This window comes from Tateyamaria sp. GN1-10 (assembly GCF_055693845.1).
On the sequence record NZ_JBVFUR010000004.1, the window covers coordinates 2,959,968 to 2,977,807 of the forward strand.

A 17,840-nucleotide genomic window follows, 5' to 3' on the forward strand; every position below is an offset into this window, starting at 1 on the left:
GCAGAACTCCAGGAATCCGGCTTCCCTTGTCTCACCTAACTGGGCAGCGGGGTGTCTTCCGGACTCGCCCAACGCCGCACACCGGCGTGTGAAATCCCCGCGAAATTGGATGCCCTTTGGCGTCTTTTCGAAATGTCAGCCCGCATTCGGATGCGGCTGCCTAAAACAGCGGGAGGTTTTTTTATGAAAACCGTAGGCGTAGTGGGACTTGGCGACATGGGCAGTGGCCTTGCCAAGAACCTCATTGGAAATGGGTTTCAAACCTGGGGCCTCGATCTGAGCAAAGATCGCATGGCCCAGTTTGAAGAGATGGGAGGAACCCCGGCACACAGCCCGGCAGAGATCGGGGCACAGTCGGACTGTGTCTTCGTGATGGTGATGAATGGCGATCAGGCCAAATCGGTTATTCTCGGCCCCGACGGGCTTGTCGCCAACATGTCCCGCGGCGGATCAGTCATCCTCACGGCCACGATAAAACCAGCCGAGGCGCAGGCGATCGGCCATGCCATGGAAGGGTCAGGCGTGCATCTGATTGACAGCCCCGTATCCGGCGGCTTCGCGGGCGCACAGAATGGAACGCTCACCATGATGGCTGCCGCCGATGCTGCGGTGCTTGACGCCAATGCCTCGGTCATGAATGCGGTCTCGGCAACCATCCATCATGTCGGCACCAAGGCAGGCGACGGGCAAACCATGAAGGCCTGCCTGCAAACGCTGATCGGGTCGATCTTTTCCGCCACGTTCGAAGCCAGCGCCCTAGCCGCAAAAGCGGGCGTACCCGGCGATGCCCTGTTGCGCGTCTTCTCGACCTCCGGCGCAGGCTGCGGCGTGGCAAACACGGCATTGGAGCACATCATCGACAGGCAATTCGAAGGCACGGGCAGCCATATCTCGACCATGCACAAGGACCTCACCATATCGCTCGAACTGGCATCCAATCTTGGCGTGCCCATGCACACCGCCTCGGCCGCCATGCAGATTTTCCACGCGGGCAAATCGAAATACCCGGACGGTGACAACTGGGTGTGCACCCGCGTGATCGAGGATATCGTCGGCGCCGAGTTGTACCGCAATCCGGAGGGCTCGACATGAAACTGGGGGTTATTTGCGACGGCATCAGCCGCGATCTTCGCCACGCTATCGACGTGATGGACGAATTTGACCTTGAGTATGCCGAGCTGCAATTCGTCGGCGACACAGAGGTGGGCGATCACTCAAAGGCAGAAATCGCCGAGATAGACAGCCTTCTGCGTGACCGGGGCAAGCCCGTGTCCTGCCTCTCGCGCCACATTTTCGCGGGAATGACAGCGGCCAACCGACCGGGTGATGCACTGCACACCCAACACATGGATGCGCTCAAACGGGTCATCGACATGGCACATGTCGTAGGTGCGCCGCTGGTCCGTATCATGACCCAACGCAAGGAACAGATCCTTTGGGGCAGTCATGGCGCCGAAAAATGGAATGTCGCACACGGGGTCTGGGACACGATGCCGCCGCTGATCGCGCCAGCCGTTGAGCTGGCAAAATCCGAAGGGGTGGTTCTGGTTGTAGAAACAGGCAATGGGACGCTTGTGAACTCCTGCTACACGGCGCGGAAACTCATTGATGATCTGGATGCCAAGGACACGCTGAAGGTGCTTTGGGATCCAGGCAACAATTGCTGGTGTCATGAACGCGCCTACCCCGATGGCTATGAAGAGATGCGCGGGGGCTACCTGGGCCATGTTCACATAAAGGATGTCATGGTCGACACACCGCGCGCCACGCTTGAAGTGCGCCGCGTGGGTGAAGGCCAGCTCGCGGAGCAGTTTGAACCGATGGCGAATGCCATGCGGGACGATGGCTATGACGGCGTGATTTCCTTTGAAAGCGTGTACCATCCCGGCAATGGCAACTTCGAAGACGGCTTTCGACTATGTGTCGACAAGTTCAAAGCGATTTTTGCCTAGACCAAGTTGCGGAGGGCGGCTTCGCTCGTCGGACACGTATCACGGCATAGGGCAAAGGATTGGCCCGGCCCTACAATGTAGCCTTGGATCAAACCATGCGTCGCTCGGCTCAACGCCGGGCGGCGCCGCCTGACAACGAAAACAGGCAAGCTCACCAAGCCCCTTCCGCGGTCGGCGACGTCTTACAGGGCGATCATCACTGCGGGGCTCAAAGGCGCTGAATCCACCGAACAAAACGCCGCCCCGTTTCGGGGTGTAGTGTGCGTTCCAGGTGGTTAAAATCCACAAAACGCACCGTGCGATGGGTCAACCCGTTGATCCATCGGCACTTTCACAAAATCATGAAAATTCAATGAGCTGACCGAAAAGCGTGTCCCCGCGGGGACAAATCGGCTCAAGGCCTGTGCAGCACCTTTGTCCTCGCCTCTCGACGGCACCGATCCGAGCAGTACTTCACCTCGTCCCAGACCTTTTCCCACTTCTTTCGCCACGTGAACGGACGGTCGCAAACCAGGCATGTTTTTTCGGGCAGATCGGCCTTCTTGCGCATCCGACCCATCAGAAATCAAACCCCATCTGCCGGCTGTCCTTGGCTGGCAAAACAGACGCCTTGCGCCACTTTGGGGCGCGGTCGTCGACAAAATGCCCCTGCGGGTCCTTGCGGCTGGCATGCTTGTGCACAACGCGCTGCGCCTCTTCCCGAAACGCCCCACCACGACGCACGGCCCAGACCCTTTCCCGCGCTTCGCGGGCCGCCTCCGAAACATCCACAATAGGCGCTGGATAGGCATTGCCTAGCAACGTCCCCGCCCCCTCCCATGTCCATGGCTCCTGCAAGAACGCATCCGGCACGGGTGCCAGTTCAGGACACCATTTTCGTGTGAACACGCCGGTCGGGTCCTGATCCTTCCCCTGCTTGACCGGGTTATATATGCGGACGGTATTCATGCCCGTGGTCCCCGATTGCATCTGGCTTTGCGGCCAATGAATGCCCGGCTCAAAATCGGTGAACTGCCGCGCCAGATGCAGCCCGGTCACCCGCCAGTCGAGCCAAAGGTGATAGGACGCAACAGCCATCAACATCGACCGCATCCGAAAGTTCATCCACCCCGTCGTCGCCAGATATCTCATGCAGGCGTCGACAAATGGCATCCCGGTCTCGCCCTTCTCCCAGGCTGCGAGCTGCTCCGCATCAGGCACTTTTGGACGCATATCCTCGTAGGCCGAATGCAGGCAAAGGTGTTCCAGCGCCGGTTCGTCCTCGAGCTTCTGCATGAAGTGATCCCGCCACGCCAACCGCGCCTGAAAGGACTTCAGCGACCCGCCCCACCCTTCCCGCGTGCCCTTCACCTCGCGCTGTCGCGCTGCAGCGGCCTGAGACGCCTCGCGCCCCGACAAACAACCGAACGCCAAGTAAGGGGACAGCCGGGAACAGGACCACTCACCGGTCACAGGTGACGACATGTCCTTGCGATAATGCTGCCCCCGCTCCGTCAGGAATGACCCCAAAAGGGACAACGCCATCTGACGCCCACCAAGCTGCCGTTCCGGACAATGATCACCTGCCACCAAGGGCAGCACATCATCCGACGGCACCACAGGTCCCGTCATCCTCGCGGGGACATCCACCTGCGGCTGTCGCAGAAAAGCGTTGCGCTGCTTGGCCCACCCGTCTCGACCATTCAGACGGCGGACCACGCCGGACTGCGCCAACTCTTCCCAAGCCACACTGTTGTCGCGACACCAGGCAGCCACCTCGCGATCCCGGGCAAAAGTCCAAGCACTGCCCGTTTCCTCGTGACTGATCACCGCGTCAAATCCAAAACGCGCATGAAGATCGGCCAGCACATCCACAACACGTCCCACCCGCACCACCAAAGGCACGCCAAGCCTTGAAAGGGCACTTGACAGATCATCAACGCTTTCACGCACAAATGCGAACTGACGGCCCGACACATCCGGCTCTGCCCAGTATTCCGGCTCAAAGACATAGAGCGGCACCACATCCCCCCGCGCCGCTGCCCGTGCAAGCGCCGGGTGGTCTGTCACCCGCAAATCCCGTTTGAACCATACGACTGTTGTCATGTGCCAAAAGCTAGCAGTGAACACATCCTTGCCAACCCGCCCGCGACACTCTTGCCGCTGCCGCGCCATCGGCCTACCGTCCGCGCAACTCCGGACCACAAAGGCGACCCCATGCGCGACGCATCTCCACAGACGATCTACCTCAAGGACTACACCCCCTTCGGCTACGTTGTGGAAGAGGTGCATCTGACCTTCGATCTGGCCCCCTCGGCCACGCGGGTCACATCACGCATCAAGTTCTCACCAAACCCCGACGCCACCAACAAGACGTTTTTCCTGCATGGCAAAAACCTGTCGCTGATCGCGGCAAAGATCGACGGAGAGGCGGTCAAACCGAAGCTCACAGACGAAGGGCTGACCTGCGACGTGCCCAACGTGCCCTTCACATGGGAGGCGGAGGTGCAAATCGATCCTGCGGCCAACACGGCGCTTGAAGGGCTGTACCTGTCGAACGGTATGTATTGCACCCAATGCGAGGCCGAGGGGTTCCGCAAGATCACCTATTACCCAGACCGGCCCGACGTGATGTCGACTTTCTCGGTTCGGGTCAACGGACCGCACCCTGTGCTGCTGTCAAACGGCAATCCGGTGGCGTCTGGTGACGGTTGGGCCGAATGGCATGATCCGTGGCCCAAACCGGCTTACCTCTTCGCACTGGTGGCCGGTGAACTGGTTGCCCATCGCGACAGCTTCACCACCATGGAGGGGCGCAAGGTGGACCTGGCCCTTTACGTCCGTCCAGGGGATGAGGGCAAATGTGCTTTTGGCATGCAGGCACTGAAAGATTCAATGAAATGGGACGAGGACGTCTATGGCCGTGCCTATGACCTTGATGTCTTCAACATCGTGGCCGTGGACGATTTCAACATGGGCGCAATGGAGAACAAGGGGCTGAACATATTCAACGCCTCGGCCGTTCTGGCCTCGCCCGAAACATCGACCGACACCAATTTCGAACGGATCGAGGCGATCATCGCGCACGAGTATTTTCACAACTGGACCGGCAACCGCATCACCTGCCGGGATTGGTTTCAGCTGTGTCTGAAAGAAGGACTTACGGTGTTCCGCGACAGCCAGTTCACCGCCGACATGCGGTCGGAACCGGTGAAACGCATCAGCGATGTGATCGATTTGCGGGCGCGCCAGTTCCCCGAGGATCAGGGGCCGCTTGCCCACCCAGTGCGCCCCGAAAGCTTTCAGGAAATCAACAACTTCTATACCGCCACAGTCTATGAGAAAGGGGCGGAGGTGATCCGCATGCTCAAGACGCTGGTGGGTGATGAGGGATATAGCAAAGCGCTCGACCTCTACTTTGACCGTCACGACGGCGACGCGGCCACGATCGAAGACTGGCTCAAGGTGTTCGAGGATTCCACGGGCCGTGACCTGACGCAGTTCAAACGTTGGTATTCACAAGCCGGCACACCACGGGTCGCCGTCACGGACAGCTTTGACAATGGCACATATACGCTGACATTCGAGCAACTCACTCCACCCTCTGCCGCAACTCCGGAACCGCAGGCGCAGGTGATCCCGATTGCTGTCGGCCTGTTAGGTCCAAACGGGGACGAGGTTTTGCCAACCCAGGTGCTGGAACTGACCAAAGACAGCCAAAGCTTCAACTTTCCGGGGTTGGGTGCCAAACCAGTGCCATCGATCTTGCGCGGATTTTCGGCGCCCATCGTATTGGAGCATACCCCCGACCACGCATTCCTGCTGGCCCACGACACCGACCCGTTCAACCGCTGGGAAGCCGCGCGCAACCTTGGCAAAGCATCCCTGATCAGTGCGGTGACAAAAGGCAGCGCGCCCGACGCCAAATGGCTCGACGGGGTGGCGGGCCTGCTGATCGACGACACGCTCGACCCCGCCTACCGTGCCTATTGCCTGGCCCTGCCCGGTCAGTCGCAATTGGCCGCCGACCTGCATGCCAACGGCACAACGCCGGACCCGGACGCGATCTGGGATGCGTGCGAAAGCCACCGACAGGCGCTGGCACAACGCGCGTCGGACGCCCTTCCCGACCTGTACACACGCCATCAGGTGCACGGCCCATATGCCCCAGACGCAGAGCAATCGGGGCAGCGCGCATTGGGGAACGCGGCGCTGTCCCTCCTGACGCGGCTTGATAGCGGGGACATGGCACAGGCCCAATTTGACGGCGCCACCAACATGACCCAGCAATTGGCGGCCCTTGCCTACCTGATCCGCGCGGGCCGCGGCGATGCGGCCCTGGCCCAGTTCGAGGCGCAATGGAAGCATGACCGCCTGGTGATGGACAAATGGTTCGGGATGCAGGTGATCGAGGCCAAGCCGGACGACGCCGCCGACACGGCCAAGGCGCTGACCAAACACACCGATTTCAACTGGAAGAACCCCAACCGGTTCCGCGCGACCCTGGGCACCTTTGCCGCCCATCACGCCGGTTTCCACGCCAAGGATGGCTCGGGCTACACCCTTCTGGCGGACTGGTTGATCAAGCTTGATCCGGTGAACCCGCAAACGACAGCGCGTATGTGTTCCGCCTTCCAGACCTGGCGCCGTTATGATGCGATCCGCCAATCAATGATCGGCAAGGAGCTCGAGCGTATCGCATCCACCCCGAACCTGAGCCGCGACACGACCGAGATGATCACGCGTATTCGCGAGGGCTGATCCGCCTTCATCTTGCCAAGTAAACTTCGGGGGCCCGGGGCAGAGCCCCCGGTCCTTACATTATAACCGAGCCGACAATGGACATATACGACGTAACGATCCCCCCTTTGAAGCGGCTCACCGATGCGGTGCAGCGCCTGCTGTCGTGCCTTGACGATCCGGTGCAGCTTGAGGCACGGCTGGCCCCCGACAGCTTTTCCGCGGCCGAGCATTTCTGCGTGGCCTTGGGCTACGTCGCGCGCACAGTGATGCCAATGATGGGCGATGAGGTGCCCGAGATGCCGATGGACACCGATCCGGGCGCAATCCTCGCGCTGGCCCACGACATGCGTTTCCTTCTGGATCAGCTGGACAGAGGCGCGTTCGACGGCGCCGAGGAGCGTGAGATTTCTCATATTGCCGGAGAGGCAGCCCTGACCCAATCGGGCCGCGATTATGCTTTGCTCTATGCCCTGCCCAACGCCCAGTTTCATCTGACCCTTGCCTATGCCACCGTGCGGATGGCCGGTGCAAAGGTTGGGAAGGGTGATCTGGATGGGTTCCACATCTACGGTCCCGGCACCAGTTTCGTGTCCGACACACCCCTGAACTGATTGAATTCGAAAGGTTATTCCATGTCCAAACGCCCTGTCTGCCTGATCACCGGCGCGTCCGCCGGTATTGGTGCCGCATGTGTCCGGCTTGGTGCTGCAGACTATGATTTCGTGCTGGCCTACCGGTCCGATCTGGGTGGCGCGAATGCTGCAAAGGCTGCCGTTGAAGCGGCTGGCGGCACGGCCATCACCGTGCAGGGCGACGTGGCAGAGCCCGACGACATCGCCCGCATCTACCAGGCCGCCGACGATGCCTTTGGCCGTGTCGACGTGCTGATCAACAACGCAGGCATCGTAGATCAGTCCGCCACGTTGACCGATATCGACCATGCCCGCCTGACACGTATGATGAATGTCAACGTGATCGGCGCGATGCTGGTCGCAAAGGAGGCTGTGATACGTATGCAGGCGCAGGGCAGCGGCGGCGCGATCATCAACGTTTCCTCTGCCGCAGCCCGGTTGGGCTCGGGCAATCAATACATCGACTATGCCGCCTCCAAGGCCGCCATCGACACCTTTACCAAGGGGTTATCAGACGAAGTGGCGTCAGATGGTATTCGCGTCATGTCTGTCCGCCCCGGACTGATCGACACAGAGATCCACGCCAAGGGCGGCCAACCGGGGCGCGCGCAAAAGCTGGCCCACATGGTGCCCATGCGCCGCGAAGGATCGGCCGAGGAGGTGGCCAAGGCGATCCTCTGGCTGGCGTCGGACGAGGCAAGCTATGTGACCGGTTCGACCCTTGACGTGACCGGCGGGCGATGACGCCTTACCGGTATGAAACAAACGGGCGTAACCGGCGGACGCTGGTTGCGCTTTTGGTCGTGTGGTCCTTGATCCTTGCGGCCATAGCATTGCTTGACGCGTCACTGATCCTCATGGCGCTGATCGCGCTGTGCACGGCGCCCGCGCTTTATGATCTGGTCTCCGGGCGCAGCGCAGGCATCGCTTTGGCGTCAGATGGGCTAAGCTGGTTTGCAGGGCGCCGCACCGGAGAGATCACGTGGGACAAGATCGACCATATCCGCCTCGACACCCGTCTCGATTTCTCGGTGCGGACCAGTGCAGTGCTGACCTCGGGACGCAAGGTGCGCGTCCCACTGGAAGCGACCCCGCCTGCAGACACATTCGAAACCGTGCTAACAGACCGGGGGATTACCGTGAAACGGCACCATTTCTCGCTGCTGGGATGAGGTGGTTCTGCGCCCTCGCCGCAAGCCTCTGGCTGTCCGCCTGCGCGGTACAGGAAGCCAGCCCTCCCACTGACCCATTGCTCTATGATGCAAGGGCGCTGGCACAGGCAGATAGCGTCGTGATTGGTATCCCCGGCGCAATGACGTCGATCCGCGTGTTGCGCCCCATCGATGAATTGGAAACCAGGGACCGGGCCGTCGCCTATTTCCGCCTGCCAGGGTTTGACGGCCGTCCTGCAGATGAAAGCATCGTCCTCGATCGCGCCGCGGCACGGATCGCGCGCCTTGTTCAAACCCATGATCTGAAACGCATCGACCTGATCGGCCATTCCACAGGTGCGGTGATCGCACTGGAAGCGGCCAAGGACATTCGCGCAGCCTCTCCGGATGTCGAGGTGCATGTCATCGGCATCTCGACTGCGCTGCCCGCACCACAACCCGTGCTGGCAGGGCTGCGCGGCGCGGCTGGAACTGCCGCCGCAGCGGCCCGCGCCCGCAGCCTGAACCCGCGCAAGGTGTGGCTCGAATACTATCGCCGCCTCGCCTATGGTCCCGATGTCGATACGCGCCCGGAAACGGTTGAGGCTGCGGACGCATTGGTTGCCGCCAATGACGAGCGAATCCAGTTGCCTGAAAACGGGCTTTATCGCCGTCACACCCGTGACTTGCGGCGCTGGACGAACCCCGATCCCGAAGCATTGGCAGGGGCGGATATCTCTTTTTACCACGGGGCCGTCGACCCGGTCTTTCCACCGCGCCCGACGCAACGCTTCGTCGACACGCTGCCCGATGCGCGCGCCACCTTCATCAATGGGCACGGCCACCTGATCCTGCTCACCTACCCACAAGTCTGGGATCACATCGCATCAACACTGACCCAGGCTTCTTCTGACTGAAAATACCACGGAGCGCGAGGCAGAGCCTCGCACCAAAACAGCCGCCGGAGGGGGCTGCAAAACATCGTGTGCGCCCGACAGGGCGCGCCGCTTAGTCGGTCACCACCGTCAGAGCAGGTCTGGACACCGGACGGACCGTATCCAAGGGCGCGCAATAGCGTTGGCGTTTGAGCCAACCTGCCATGTCCGCCCGTTTGGACGAAGATCTCATCGGCCCCCAATCGGCGGCCACGCCCTTGCCGCCACGCCCATAGATCACCCCGTCCCGGGGGACGGTCGTGGCCATGATCCGCACAGCGCAACTGAGGTTCGCAGCCCCGTTTTTCAGCGCCTCACCCGTCCCTACATTGCAGCCATAGCCGCGTGCTGTTGCAGGCAATATCTGCAAAAGCCCGTACCATTTCCCGCCGCCTCCGACGGCACGCGGTTTGTAGGTGCTTTCATACTTGGCCAAGGCCGACATGAAACCAAGCCAGAACGCACGGCGGTCATCATCATTGGCAACGGGATAGCGCGGACACCAATCCTTGATGTCTGAAGGCACTAGGTCCACCAGCGGTTTGCCATGCCCCTTGAGCGCGGACAGGGCGGCGCGATTCCACAGAACATAGCCTGGCTGATGCGTCCATCGGGTACGTGGTACGTCCCCCGTTCGAGCGGGCGGGCGCAGCCCGGCATAGGGATCACTGTCCTGCCCCTTTGAAAGATTCGGCATCAAAAGGGCAGTTGCGAGGACAAGCAGTATGCGCAGACCGGACATGACGGCAAATATGCGCGTTTCCTACCAACTCTGTCCACCCAGCGCATGGGTTCGAATCCGCGCTCTGTGGCCGCGTTGGCAACAATCTGCCCGCATGTCATGCATTGATAAAACCAGCGCGCGAGTTTGCCAAAAATGACTACATACAAGGCCTGAACTTGTCCCGGCTTCGCCCCTTTTGTGACCCATTTTTCGGGCAAGTTTGATGCTGTAACGAGTAGCGGACAGGTAACTATGGCTTTTGCAGAACGCCTCAGGGCGCCATGGGCGCATATTCGCAACATGCTTGCGGCGCCACATTTCACCATGGCCTCGGATGGCGTTCTGCAGATGGGACACGAGGCGCCCGATGTATCCGACCCGCTTTCACCCTGCCAAGCCGAAACACCCGCTGGAAAACTGTCGATCCCCTGCCCCAATCCGACGGCAGAAGAACGCGCACGCGACACCCATCAGGCGCGCGGGTTGAAATTGGCTCGCCTTGACGAATGGTCCCGGCTGACAGCCGAAATCACCCGAACCGACAAAGCCAGGCAAAAGACACTGGGCGGCACGCCTGTTGCAGATCTATTGGCCTTTGGTGCGCGCGCGGACGTGGTGAGCGCGGCCGAACATGCCCTGATTTCCGGTCGCCCCGATCCGGGTGCGCCCCTTTGGCTGGAATCGAGGCGCTGGAGAGGGTTCTGGCAGAGCACTCTGCAAACCCAGTCATCGCAACCATCGTGGCGCAAACACACATGGATCTGGGGTGGGCCTGGCGCGGTACGGGCTGGGACGTTGAAGTACCGACACGCAATCGCGAGGCGTTTGCCGCCCATTTTGACAGGGCAGCCGACATCCTGATGGATTTCGACGCGAGAGAACATGCTTCGCCGCTGCTTGCTGCGGCGCATTGTGCCTTGATCACCGGACAGGGCGGCGCGACGTCAAGGGTCGTGTCCAACTACGAGACCTGGATTGATCTGGATCCAAAGAACCCCCGCGCATTTCGGGCGATGGGCACCCACTTGCTGCCACGCTGGAGAGGTTCATACGCGCGTCTGGACGTCGAAGCCCGCCGCGCCGCCGGTCACAGTTTTGATTTGTGGGGGTCCGGCGCCTACGCTTGGGTGATGTTCGATGCAATCGCCCAAGACAGCGAAGCCTGTGCACGGCTTGATCTGGATTTCTTTCTGGATGGTCTGAATGACATTCTGAAACGCAGCCCTGATCAGCATACGGTCAACCTGATTGCGGCCTATTGCGCCAATACGATGGGTGCAGCACCCACGGGGGATGACGAAACGGATTATATCCGCATTCAGATAGCCGCGGCCGCCGACGAGGTTGTGCGCGAGCATCTGACCGAAGTGCACCCGATGGTCTGGGCCCACGCCGCCCGCGGGTTTGACAACGGGTTGCGCGTGCGCTGTGCAGACCGGTTTGCCGCGTCAGGCCACGCCGATGCCTTGCGCTATCTGACCCAGTTGTTTCGCCGCGAATTGGCATCGGGCAAAAACGTGGTTTTCACTGACCACGGCCCCGAGCTTCAGTCCTTCTAAACCCGGCGTGCCGCGCCTGACAGAAGTGCGCGAGAGTAGACTTTGTGCGCGCCGATCAGGCTGTGAAACACCGGTCCAAGTGTCAGCTTGCCAGACTTGGTGCGCAGCGGGACCACGATGGATCCAAACCGCATGCGATCCTCTGTCACCATCAGCCAGGACATCGTGCGCCCTGCCCGGTCCGCCATCAGAATCTCGGCCGGAGTGCGGCCTTCGACCTGCCACACCGCGAACCGGTCTGTCGTTCCCTTGGCAAGCGCCTCTGCCTCGGCATCTGTTGACGCCTGCTGCGCTAGCAAACGCAGAAGCACCCGTTCTGCCTTGAACAAGGGTTGGGTGTAGAAGGCGTATACAAACGTCTCCAGTGACACCGGCGCTGAAACCGGTGTCTCAAAGCAATCGGTATAGTGCGCCTCTTTTTCAGCGTAGGGCGCGATCAACGTGCCCTGCGGCACCGGGATTTCATCAATCTTCATGGCGCCAGCTTGCATGATACGCCCCTTCTGCAAAGACGCCGCATCGTCGCGCCCTCTTGCGAGCGCTGCAGCAGCGCATTACACCGCGCGATAGCCCCTTGATGCAGATCGGTGAGACCATGCTTGACCTGACCTATGACCTTCCCAAACCCAAAGTGATTTCCGGTGCCAAGCACGATTGGGAACTGGTGATCGGGATGGAGGTGCACGCGCAGGTGTCATCCAACGCCAAGCTGTTTTCAGGTGCGTCGACAAAGTTCGGCGCCGAACCCAACTCAAACGTTGCCTTTGTGGACGCGGCCATGCCGGGCATGTTGCCCGTCATCAACGAATATTGCGTGGAACAGGCGGTGCGCACCGGGTTGGGGCTGAAGGCCGAGATCAACTTGAACTCGGCCTTTGACCGCAAGAACTATTTCTACCCTGACCTGCCTCAGGGTTACCAGATTTCGCAGCTGTATCATCCCATTGTGGGCGAGGGTGAGGTGCTGGTCGAATTGGGTGACGGCACCGCGCGCATGGTGCGGATCGAGCGTATCCACATGGAGCAGGACGCAGGCAAGTCGATCCACGACATGGATCCGAACATGTCCTTCGTGGACCTGAACCGTACGGGCGTTTGCCTGATGGAAATCGTCAGCCGCCCCGACATTCGCGGCCCCGAAGAGGCCGCCGCCTATATCGTCAAGCTGCGCCAGATCATGCGCTATCTCGGCACCTGCGACGGCAACATGCAAAACGGCAACCTGCGCGCGGATGTGAACGTGTCGATCTGTCACCCCGGTCAGTACGAGGAGTACCAGGAAACGCAGGACTTTTCGCATCTGGGCACGCGCTGCGAGATCAAGAACATGAACTCGATGCGCTTTATTCAGCAGGCGATCGAGGTCGAGGCGCGGCGTCAGATTGCGATTGTCGAGGCCGGTGGCTCCGTCGATCAGGAAACACGCCTCTATGACCCGGACAAGGGCGAAACGCGGTCGATGCGCTCGAAGGAAGAAGCGCATGATTATCGCTATTTCCCCGATCCCGATCTGCTGCCGCTTGAGATCGAGCAGGCATGGGTGGATGACATCGCCGCCTCCCTGCCCGAACTGCCGGATGCCAAGAAGATCCGGTTTATCGGGGATTTTGGACTGACCGACTATGACGCATCCGTGTTGACCGCCGATGTGGATACGGCAGCCTACTTCGAGGCCGTTGCCGAAGGTCGCGATGGTAAGCAAGCCGCGAACTGGACGATCAACGAGTTGTTCGGCCGCCTGAAGCGAGATGACGACAAGGGCATCACCGACAGCCCCGTGTCCCCGGCCCAGTTGGGCGGCATCATCGACCTGATCGGCAAGGGCGACATCTCGGGCAAGATCGGCAAGGACCTGTTCGAGATCATCTATACCGAGGGCGGTGACCCGGCTGAGGTCGTCGAGGCCCGTGGCATGAAACAGGTGACAGACACCGGCGCCATCGAAGCCGCCGTGGACGAGGTGATTGCCGCCAACCCCGCGCAGGTCGAAAAGGCCAAGGCGAACCCAAAACTGGCGGGCTGGTTCGTGGGTCAGGTGATGAAGGCCACGGGCGGCAAGGCCAACCCCAAGGCGGTGAACGAAATCGTCGCCAAGAAGCTTCAGGGGTGATGCACGCGGGCGGTCACTGGCCCGCCCGCGCCCATACTTAGCGTTTTATAAAAACGGCTGGCACCAGCGTGGCCGCCGGACCATACGCAATACGTCCGACAGCGCGATTGGCATCCCAGCTCATGGCGTGGAACATGCCAATCTCGCGCTGTCCGCGCGCGAATACAAATGACCGCTGGTTCCGGGTACGCGGCATTGTCGTATCGTAGAGCACATTGCCCTCAAGAATGCGCGGCTGACCTTGTGCCGGGTCATATCGCAACTCAAACGTGCTGACCGGGCCGCCCGCCCCGGTGTGGACGTCCCATGTGCCCTGCGCGCGTTGCCAGTCGATGCCGGACACGCGTGCCGGAGCCTGTGGTGCATCGACATCGTCACGCCACATATACCCGCCATAGACTTTCCCGTCCGGGTCGCGATGCTGGCCACTGGCAAAGCTCGCATCCTCGGTCAGGGTGTAGTCGAACGTTCGGCCCGTGAGCGTATCATAGCGCGCATTCGGATTGTCCTTGTCGATGTAGAAGCGGATACGATTGCCGGACATCGCGCCGTTCACCCGGTATGCCGTGCCGTTGGCGTCAAAGTATGTCCCGATGCGCCGATCCTGCAGGTCGTCACGGGATTTGGTGATGCTGGTCATCACACCCGGAACCTTGTTGATGTCAATCACGCCGCGATGCCCATCAAAGATGATGTTCCAACGGCCAACAAAAGCCGCCTCGCGCCACGGTTTCGGTTCGACGACCCCAGTGATGTAACCAGCATTGACCAGATTGCCCCGCATGAACGCGTAGGTGAGATAGGTAAACCCGTCGGACCGGGTGGCACCGTTCGATACCCCCCAACTGTTCTTGGCGATGAAGTAGTGGTTGGCAGGGTTCGGGTCTGTCTTGTTATAGCCGACAAGCAACATGGCATGACCGGCAGGAGGACATCCGCCCGGGCAATCATCTACCAGGATCGTATCGCGCGACCCTGCGGTCCGGATGACGCCGTTGCCGTTGGTGAACCCGCCTGTCACCTCTCGGTTTTGGGCAAGCTGCCCCTCGATCTGGCGGATGGCAGCATTGACGCCGTTTGCAAAACTGATGTCTGTGTACCCGGTTCCAGCATAGTAACGCGGCGCTTCCAGCGCTTCGCGCGGCCAGATACCGCTGGTCAGGTTGAAATTGTTCATCGTGCGCTGGCTTTGCCAAAACGGTGCATTCCAGCGGTTGGCGACCCGTGGGTCGTCGTTCACCGTATAGCGGTCGCGGTAGGGCCAATCGCGTTCTGTTGGCACTTTGATACCACTCGACAACAGTTTGAGCGTTTCGGTGGCAGTGCCCCCGCCCGCATAGGCCAATTGGTTCTCGGTTTGAGCGGCGGTCCCTGCCGCAACATTGGTCCACCGCGTCAGCCACATCGTCTTGATCGCGCTCCGCGCAAAGCTTTCGGACAGATCAACGCGGATACCGCGCCGCAGATACGCGGCCTCGATCGCGGCGATGGCCGCAAAATGGGTACATGTATTCTGGTTTCCTTGATTCCGAATGCCTGTCTGCTGTGATCGCAAGTCGACACTGTTTTGGGCAGATACGGCCGTCCCCAATCCCAGAAGCACAACCACAAAACCAAACACAATTCTCAATCGCATCTATTCAAACCTTTCAAAGATAACAAAAAATACGATTGAGATTTACCGCCTGCGCAGCGTTCGACAATCCCCCCAAACGGAGGGTTCCACCATTGCGTGTTGTTGGTTAGCGTGCCCGATTCAGTCTTGTTCGACCAACAGGCGGGAATAGTGCATCAGTCCCGACGGGCGGAGCGCCGCCTCGACCGCCGCCCAGTGGCGCAGGTCCGTGTCCGACGGCGCAATATCCGCGACAGACCGCTGCCCATCCACGCGCGCAACCAGCGGCGCAGCCTGTGTCGGGATGTCGAAGTGAAAGGATGCCCCTGCCGTGTCGATGGTCAGGCCCTGCCCTTTTGCCAGATGGTTGGCCACCGCTGCGGCATCCATGTCGCGCAAGTGCGGCACCGCATCGGGCTGGCCCAGTGGCGGTGCAATCACCTGTCCCTTGGGATGGGCATAGGCGATGTGGGTTTTGAACGTGCCGCGCAGGTCTTCGGCCAATTGCATATCGGCAACCGGGCCAAGGCCGCTTGCATCGTCCAACAACGCTGTCGGATCGTAGAGCATCGCCTCGGGCGCGCCCGCATAGTCCAACCCGGCAGCGTTTAACGCCTCGATCAGCGCCGTGATCGTGAAGGGGCGATCCTGGCTGTGGAGCAGCAGATCATAGAAACCCACATCCCCGTTCTTGTGATCCACAAGGCGTTGATTGCGCTTGAACGGGTGTGCGTCCGGCAAGCGATCAAAGACGCGCTTGGCAGCTTTCAGTTGTTTCTCGGGCGGCAGGGTGTGCAGTACTGTGTTGAAGGCATCTTGCAGCGGGTAAACGCCGGACCGCCCGTGGGGGGCATAGACCATGAGGCCAATGCCGCCATCCGGTTTAAGGAAGGGCACCCGCAAGCGCATCGAACCCCGCCTGCGGATCTGGCAGGTGATGCAACACGCCGCAGCAATCGATGTAATCGAATGGACCGTGGTCGCCTGCATCAAGCAGTGACCCAGTGACAAAGGTAATACCGCGCAGTTTGCGCACCTCTGCCCGCTTCTCTGCAATCCGACGCGAGGCCTGTGACAGATCGAGATAGGTGATGTCATAGGGCCGCCCGGCATCCGTCAGCTTCTGCGCCAGTTGGATCAGGGCATCGCCTGTCCCGCCCCCGGCAACCAGCGCCTTGAGGGGCTGCGACCAGTCCCGTGCCCCGCCCCAGAGCCAGTGGTCCATTTCAACCGGCAACGACGGCGACCCGGTGATCAGACGTTTGCGTTCGTCCGTGGGTTTACGCTCGGGGTAAGGAAACGCCTCGTATTGGGCGCGCACGGTGTCGGTCATGGCATATCCATTCAAACAATGGTTTTCAGCTTTACCACCCCTGCCCGCGCATGCAATCCGGTAGGACGCGCCAGCAGGAGGTCACATGCAAGCCCCGTTTCAATCGACCGTGATGACGGTCAAACCCGAGTGGATCGACTTCAATGGCCACCTGAACATGGCCTATTATGGCGTGCTGTTCGACATGGGCGCGGACCAGATGTTCAAACACTTCGGGTTCGGCCCGGATTATCAGTCACGCACCGGCAACACGACCTATGCGGCCGAGTTCCACGTGCGTTACCTGCGCGAACTGCATGTGAACGATCCGGTAATTGTCAGCTATCATCTTGTGGATTTTGACGACAAGCGGCTGCATTCCTTTCAAGAGCTACGCCATGCGGACGGGTGGCTGGCGGCGACGGGAGAAACCATGACATTGCATGTGGACCAATCAGGTCCACGCGTGGCACCGATGCCCGGCGACGTGCTGGCGCGGGTGAAGCGCGTCGCGGACGCACATGCGGTTCTAGACAAACCAGAGGGTGTGCATGCCAGCATCGGTATTCGCCGCACCTGAGCAGCGGGCTTTTCACGCGACATCTTGCCAGATATATCCGCGCGAAACATGACAAGGGGACAGATCGTGTCAGGTTGGGAATACAAGGTGGTGCCCGCCCCCACCAAGGGTGTGAAGGGCAAGGGCGTCAAAGGTCCGGAAGCGCGGTTTGCACATGCGCTTGAGGCAATGATGAACGATATGGGCCGTGAAGGTTGGGAATTTCAGCGCGCTGAAACGCTGCCTTCGATCGAACGGTCCGGCCTTACAGGCAGCACAACGGAATGGCGCAACCTTCTGGTGTTCCGTCGGACGGTCAGCGACCCGATTGACGAGTTTGAACCCGAGCTGCTTCCACCGCCCACCGAAGCGTTGGAAACGGAAGCCAGTACGACCGATGTCGAAACAGAGGACGAGCGTGTAGATGCGACATTTGCGCCCGGTGAAGGCGCCACGCAGATGGCATCTGACAATGGCGTCGAGGAAACCAGTCCGGTATCTGGCATGACCGCGTCGCTCAAGAACCTGGCAAACCAGCGTGGCAGTGCAGACGCAAAGGATTAAAGCTT

19 protein-coding genes are annotated in these 17,840 nt (G+C 60.5%); 12 read left to right on the forward strand and 7 right to left on the reverse strand.

Annotation, left to right across the window (positions count from 1 at the left end):
• The first annotated feature begins 183 nt into the window (after nucleotides 1-183).
• Both ACZ1HN_RS16610 and ACZ1HN_RS16615 read left to right on the forward strand, forming a co-directional pair.
• Nucleotides 184-1,092 (forward strand): NAD(P)-dependent oxidoreductase, encoded by a 909-nt coding sequence (locus ACZ1HN_RS16610; RefSeq protein ID WP_472728299.1) that lies wholly within the window; start codon nucleotides 184-186, stop codon nucleotides 1,090-1,092.
• On the forward strand, nucleotides 1,089-1,952 hold the full coding sequence (locus ACZ1HN_RS16615) for a sugar phosphate isomerase/epimerase family protein (protein ID WP_472728300.1): 864 nt from the start codon (nucleotides 1,089-1,091) through the stop codon (nucleotides 1,950-1,952). The genes ACZ1HN_RS16610 and ACZ1HN_RS16615 overlap by 4 nt, the downstream gene beginning before the upstream one ends.
• 394 nt (nucleotides 1,953-2,346) lie before the next feature.
• On the opposite strand, the gene ACZ1HN_RS16620 is transcribed toward ACZ1HN_RS16615, so the two are convergent.
• Together ACZ1HN_RS16620 and ACZ1HN_RS16625 are read right to left on the reverse strand one after the other, a co-directional pair.
• Nucleotides 2,347-2,511 (reverse strand): DUF2256 domain-containing protein, encoded by a 165-nt coding sequence (locus tag ACZ1HN_RS16620; protein ID WP_472728301.1) that lies wholly within the window; start codon nucleotides 2,509-2,511, stop codon nucleotides 2,347-2,349.
• The gene (locus ACZ1HN_RS16625; protein ID WP_472728302.1) at nucleotides 2,511-4,037 is read right to left on the reverse strand and encodes a cryptochrome/deoxyribodipyrimidine photo-lyase family protein; all 1,527 of its coding nucleotides are present in this window, start codon (nucleotides 4,035-4,037) and stop codon (nucleotides 2,511-2,513) included. Before ACZ1HN_RS16625 ends, ACZ1HN_RS16620 begins: the two co-directional genes overlap by 1 nt.
• A 111-nt stretch (nucleotides 4,038-4,148) precedes the next feature.
• Here ACZ1HN_RS16625 and pepN point away from each other — a divergent pair, with 111 nt between their 5' ends.
• The 5 genes from pepN to ACZ1HN_RS16650 all read left to right on the forward strand — a co-directional run bounded on the left by pepN (nucleotide 4,149) and on the right by ACZ1HN_RS16650 (nucleotide 9,374).
• Nucleotides 4,149-6,692, forward strand: a complete 2,544-nt coding sequence (gene pepN / locus ACZ1HN_RS16630; RefSeq protein WP_472728303.1) for an aminopeptidase N — start codon at nucleotides 4,149-4,151, stop codon at nucleotides 6,690-6,692.
• Nucleotides 6,693-6,769: 77 nt separating this feature from the next.
• Nucleotides 6,770-7,285 carry a DUF1993 family protein gene (locus ACZ1HN_RS16635; protein ID WP_472728304.1) on the forward strand — a complete coding sequence of 172 codons (516 nt, stop codon included), beginning with the start codon at nucleotides 6,770-6,772 and terminating at the stop codon, nucleotides 7,283-7,285.
• A gap of 21 nt (nucleotides 7,286-7,306) precedes the next feature.
• Nucleotides 7,307-8,050, forward strand: a complete 744-nt coding sequence (locus ACZ1HN_RS16640; RefSeq protein WP_472728305.1) for an SDR family oxidoreductase — start codon at nucleotides 7,307-7,309, stop codon at nucleotides 8,048-8,050.
• Nucleotides 8,047-8,478 (forward strand): hypothetical protein, encoded by a 432-nt coding sequence (locus ACZ1HN_RS16645; protein WP_472728306.1) that lies wholly within the window; start codon nucleotides 8,047-8,049, stop codon nucleotides 8,476-8,478. Before ACZ1HN_RS16640 ends, ACZ1HN_RS16645 begins: the two co-directional genes overlap by 4 nt.
• The gene (locus ACZ1HN_RS16650; protein WP_472728307.1) at nucleotides 8,475-9,374 is read left to right on the forward strand and encodes an alpha/beta fold hydrolase; all 900 of its coding nucleotides are present in this window, start codon (nucleotides 8,475-8,477) and stop codon (nucleotides 9,372-9,374) included. The genes ACZ1HN_RS16645 and ACZ1HN_RS16650 overlap by 4 nt, the downstream gene beginning before the upstream one ends.
• A 91-nt stretch (nucleotides 9,375-9,465) precedes the next feature.
• Here the strand turns inward: ACZ1HN_RS16650 and ACZ1HN_RS16655 are convergent, their stop codons facing one another.
• Nucleotides 9,466-10,089 carry a transglycosylase SLT domain-containing protein gene (locus ACZ1HN_RS16655; RefSeq protein WP_472728308.1) on the reverse strand — a complete coding sequence of 208 codons (624 nt, stop codon included), beginning with the start codon at nucleotides 10,087-10,089 and terminating at the stop codon, nucleotides 9,466-9,468.
• Between the two features lie 279 nt (nucleotides 10,090-10,368).
• Here ACZ1HN_RS16655 and ACZ1HN_RS16660 point away from each other — a divergent pair, with 279 nt between their 5' ends.
• Together ACZ1HN_RS16660 and ACZ1HN_RS16665 are read left to right on the forward strand one after the other, a co-directional pair.
• Nucleotides 10,369-10,977, forward strand: a complete 609-nt coding sequence (locus ACZ1HN_RS16660) for a hypothetical protein (protein ID WP_472728309.1) — start codon at nucleotides 10,369-10,371, stop codon at nucleotides 10,975-10,977.
• Nucleotides 10,977-11,675: a hypothetical protein gene (locus ACZ1HN_RS16665; RefSeq protein WP_472728310.1), complete on the forward strand. Its 699-nt coding sequence runs from the start codon at nucleotides 10,977-10,979 to the stop codon at nucleotides 11,673-11,675. Before ACZ1HN_RS16660 ends, ACZ1HN_RS16665 begins: the two co-directional genes overlap by 1 nt.
• Here the strand turns inward: ACZ1HN_RS16665 and ACZ1HN_RS16670 are convergent.
• Nucleotides 11,672-12,166 carry a hypothetical protein gene (locus ACZ1HN_RS16670; RefSeq protein ID WP_472728311.1) on the reverse strand — a complete coding sequence of 165 codons (495 nt, stop codon included), beginning with the start codon at nucleotides 12,164-12,166 and terminating at the stop codon, nucleotides 11,672-11,674. The two genes, ACZ1HN_RS16665 and ACZ1HN_RS16670, sit on opposite strands and share 4 nt — an antisense overlap.
• A gap of 104 nt (nucleotides 12,167-12,270) precedes the next feature.
• On the opposite strand from ACZ1HN_RS16670, the gene gatB reads away from it, so the two are divergent.
• Nucleotides 12,271-13,785, forward strand: coding sequence for an Asp-tRNA(Asn)/Glu-tRNA(Gln) amidotransferase subunit GatB (gatB, locus tag ACZ1HN_RS16675; RefSeq protein WP_472729341.1), 1,515 nt, complete (start codon nucleotides 12,271-12,273; stop codon nucleotides 13,783-13,785).
• A 37-nt stretch (nucleotides 13,786-13,822) separates the two neighbouring features.
• On the opposite strand, the gene ACZ1HN_RS16680 is transcribed toward gatB, so the two are convergent.
• The 3 genes from ACZ1HN_RS16680 to ACZ1HN_RS16690 all read right to left on the reverse strand — a co-directional run bounded on the left by ACZ1HN_RS16680 (nucleotide 13,823) and on the right by ACZ1HN_RS16690 (nucleotide 16,733).
• A complete protein-coding gene (locus ACZ1HN_RS16680; protein WP_472728312.1) occupies nucleotides 13,823-15,421 on the reverse strand; it encodes a C1 family peptidase in 1,599 nt (532 codons plus the stop codon).
• A gap of 120 nt (nucleotides 15,422-15,541) precedes the next feature.
• Nucleotides 15,542-16,309 carry a hypothetical protein gene (locus ACZ1HN_RS16685; RefSeq protein WP_472728313.1) on the reverse strand — a complete coding sequence of 256 codons (768 nt, stop codon included), beginning with the start codon at nucleotides 16,307-16,309 and terminating at the stop codon, nucleotides 15,542-15,544.
• Nucleotides 16,284-16,733: a class I SAM-dependent methyltransferase gene (locus tag ACZ1HN_RS16690; protein ID WP_472728314.1), complete on the reverse strand. Its 450-nt coding sequence runs from the start codon at nucleotides 16,731-16,733 to the stop codon at nucleotides 16,284-16,286. The genes ACZ1HN_RS16685 and ACZ1HN_RS16690 overlap by 26 nt, the downstream gene beginning before the upstream one ends.
• Before the next feature lie 85 nt (nucleotides 16,734-16,818).
• On the opposite strand from ACZ1HN_RS16690, the gene ACZ1HN_RS16695 reads away from it, so the two are divergent.
• Together ACZ1HN_RS16695 and ACZ1HN_RS16700 are read left to right on the forward strand one after the other, a co-directional pair.
• A complete protein-coding gene (locus tag ACZ1HN_RS16695) occupies nucleotides 16,819-17,292 on the forward strand; it encodes a thioesterase family protein (RefSeq protein WP_472728315.1) in 474 nt (157 codons plus the stop codon).
• A 48-nt stretch (nucleotides 17,293-17,340) separates the two neighbouring features.
• Nucleotides 17,341-17,835, forward strand: coding sequence for a DUF4177 domain-containing protein (locus ACZ1HN_RS16700; RefSeq protein ID WP_472728316.1), 495 nt, complete (start codon nucleotides 17,341-17,343; stop codon nucleotides 17,833-17,835).
• Nucleotides 17,836-17,840 lie beyond the last annotated feature (5 nt).

Coding starts and splice junctions, on each gene's coding strand:
- pepN (WP_472728303.1), top strand. CDS start 4,149: ATGCGCGACGCATCTCCACAGACGATCTACCTCAAGGACTACACCCCC.
- gatB (WP_472729341.1), top strand. CDS start 12,271: ATGCTTGACCTGACCTATGACCTTCCCAAACCCAAAGTGATTTCCGGT.
- ACZ1HN_RS16670 (WP_472728311.1), bottom strand. CDS start 12,166: ATGCAAGCTGGCGCCATGAAGATTGATGAAATCCCGGTGCCGCAGGGC.
- ACZ1HN_RS16695 (WP_472728315.1), top strand. CDS start 16,819: ATGCAAGCCCCGTTTCAATCGACCGTGATGACGGTCAAACCCGAGTGG.
- ACZ1HN_RS16650 (WP_472728307.1), top strand. CDS start 8,475: ATGAGGTGGTTCTGCGCCCTCGCCGCAAGCCTCTGGCTGTCCGCCTGC.
- ACZ1HN_RS16625 (WP_472728302.1), bottom strand. CDS start 4,037: ATGACAACAGTCGTATGGTTCAAACGGGATTTGCGGGTGACAGACCAC.
- ACZ1HN_RS16700 (WP_472728316.1), top strand. CDS start 17,341: ATGACAAGGGGACAGATCGTGTCAGGTTGGGAATACAAGGTGGTGCCC.
- ACZ1HN_RS16610 (WP_472728299.1), top strand. CDS start 184: ATGAAAACCGTAGGCGTAGTGGGACTTGGCGACATGGGCAGTGGCCTT.
- ACZ1HN_RS16655 (WP_472728308.1), bottom strand. CDS start 10,089: ATGCCGAATCTTTCAAAGGGGCAGGACAGTGATCCCTATGCCGGGCTG.
- ACZ1HN_RS16690 (WP_472728314.1), bottom strand. CDS start 16,733: ATGACCGACACCGTGCGCGCCCAATACGAGGCGTTTCCTTACCCCGAG.
- ACZ1HN_RS16665 (WP_472728310.1), top strand. CDS start 10,977: ATGGATTTCGACGCGAGAGAACATGCTTCGCCGCTGCTTGCTGCGGCG.
- ACZ1HN_RS16620 (WP_472728301.1), bottom strand. CDS start 2,511: ATGGGTCGGATGCGCAAGAAGGCCGATCTGCCCGAAAAAACATGCCTG.
- ACZ1HN_RS16660 (WP_472728309.1), top strand. CDS start 10,369: ATGGCTTTTGCAGAACGCCTCAGGGCGCCATGGGCGCATATTCGCAAC.
- ACZ1HN_RS16640 (WP_472728305.1), top strand. CDS start 7,307: ATGTCCAAACGCCCTGTCTGCCTGATCACCGGCGCGTCCGCCGGTATT.
- ACZ1HN_RS16685 (WP_472728313.1), bottom strand. CDS start 16,309: ATGCGCTTGCGGGTGCCCTTCCTTAAACCGGATGGCGGCATTGGCCTC.
- ACZ1HN_RS16635 (WP_472728304.1), top strand. CDS start 6,770: ATGGACATATACGACGTAACGATCCCCCCTTTGAAGCGGCTCACCGAT.
- ACZ1HN_RS16680 (WP_472728312.1), bottom strand. CDS start 15,421: ATGCGATTGAGAATTGTGTTTGGTTTTGTGGTTGTGCTTCTGGGATTG.
- ACZ1HN_RS16645 (WP_472728306.1), top strand. CDS start 8,047: ATGACGCCTTACCGGTATGAAACAAACGGGCGTAACCGGCGGACGCTG.
- ACZ1HN_RS16615 (WP_472728300.1), top strand. CDS start 1,089: ATGAAACTGGGGGTTATTTGCGACGGCATCAGCCGCGATCTTCGCCAC.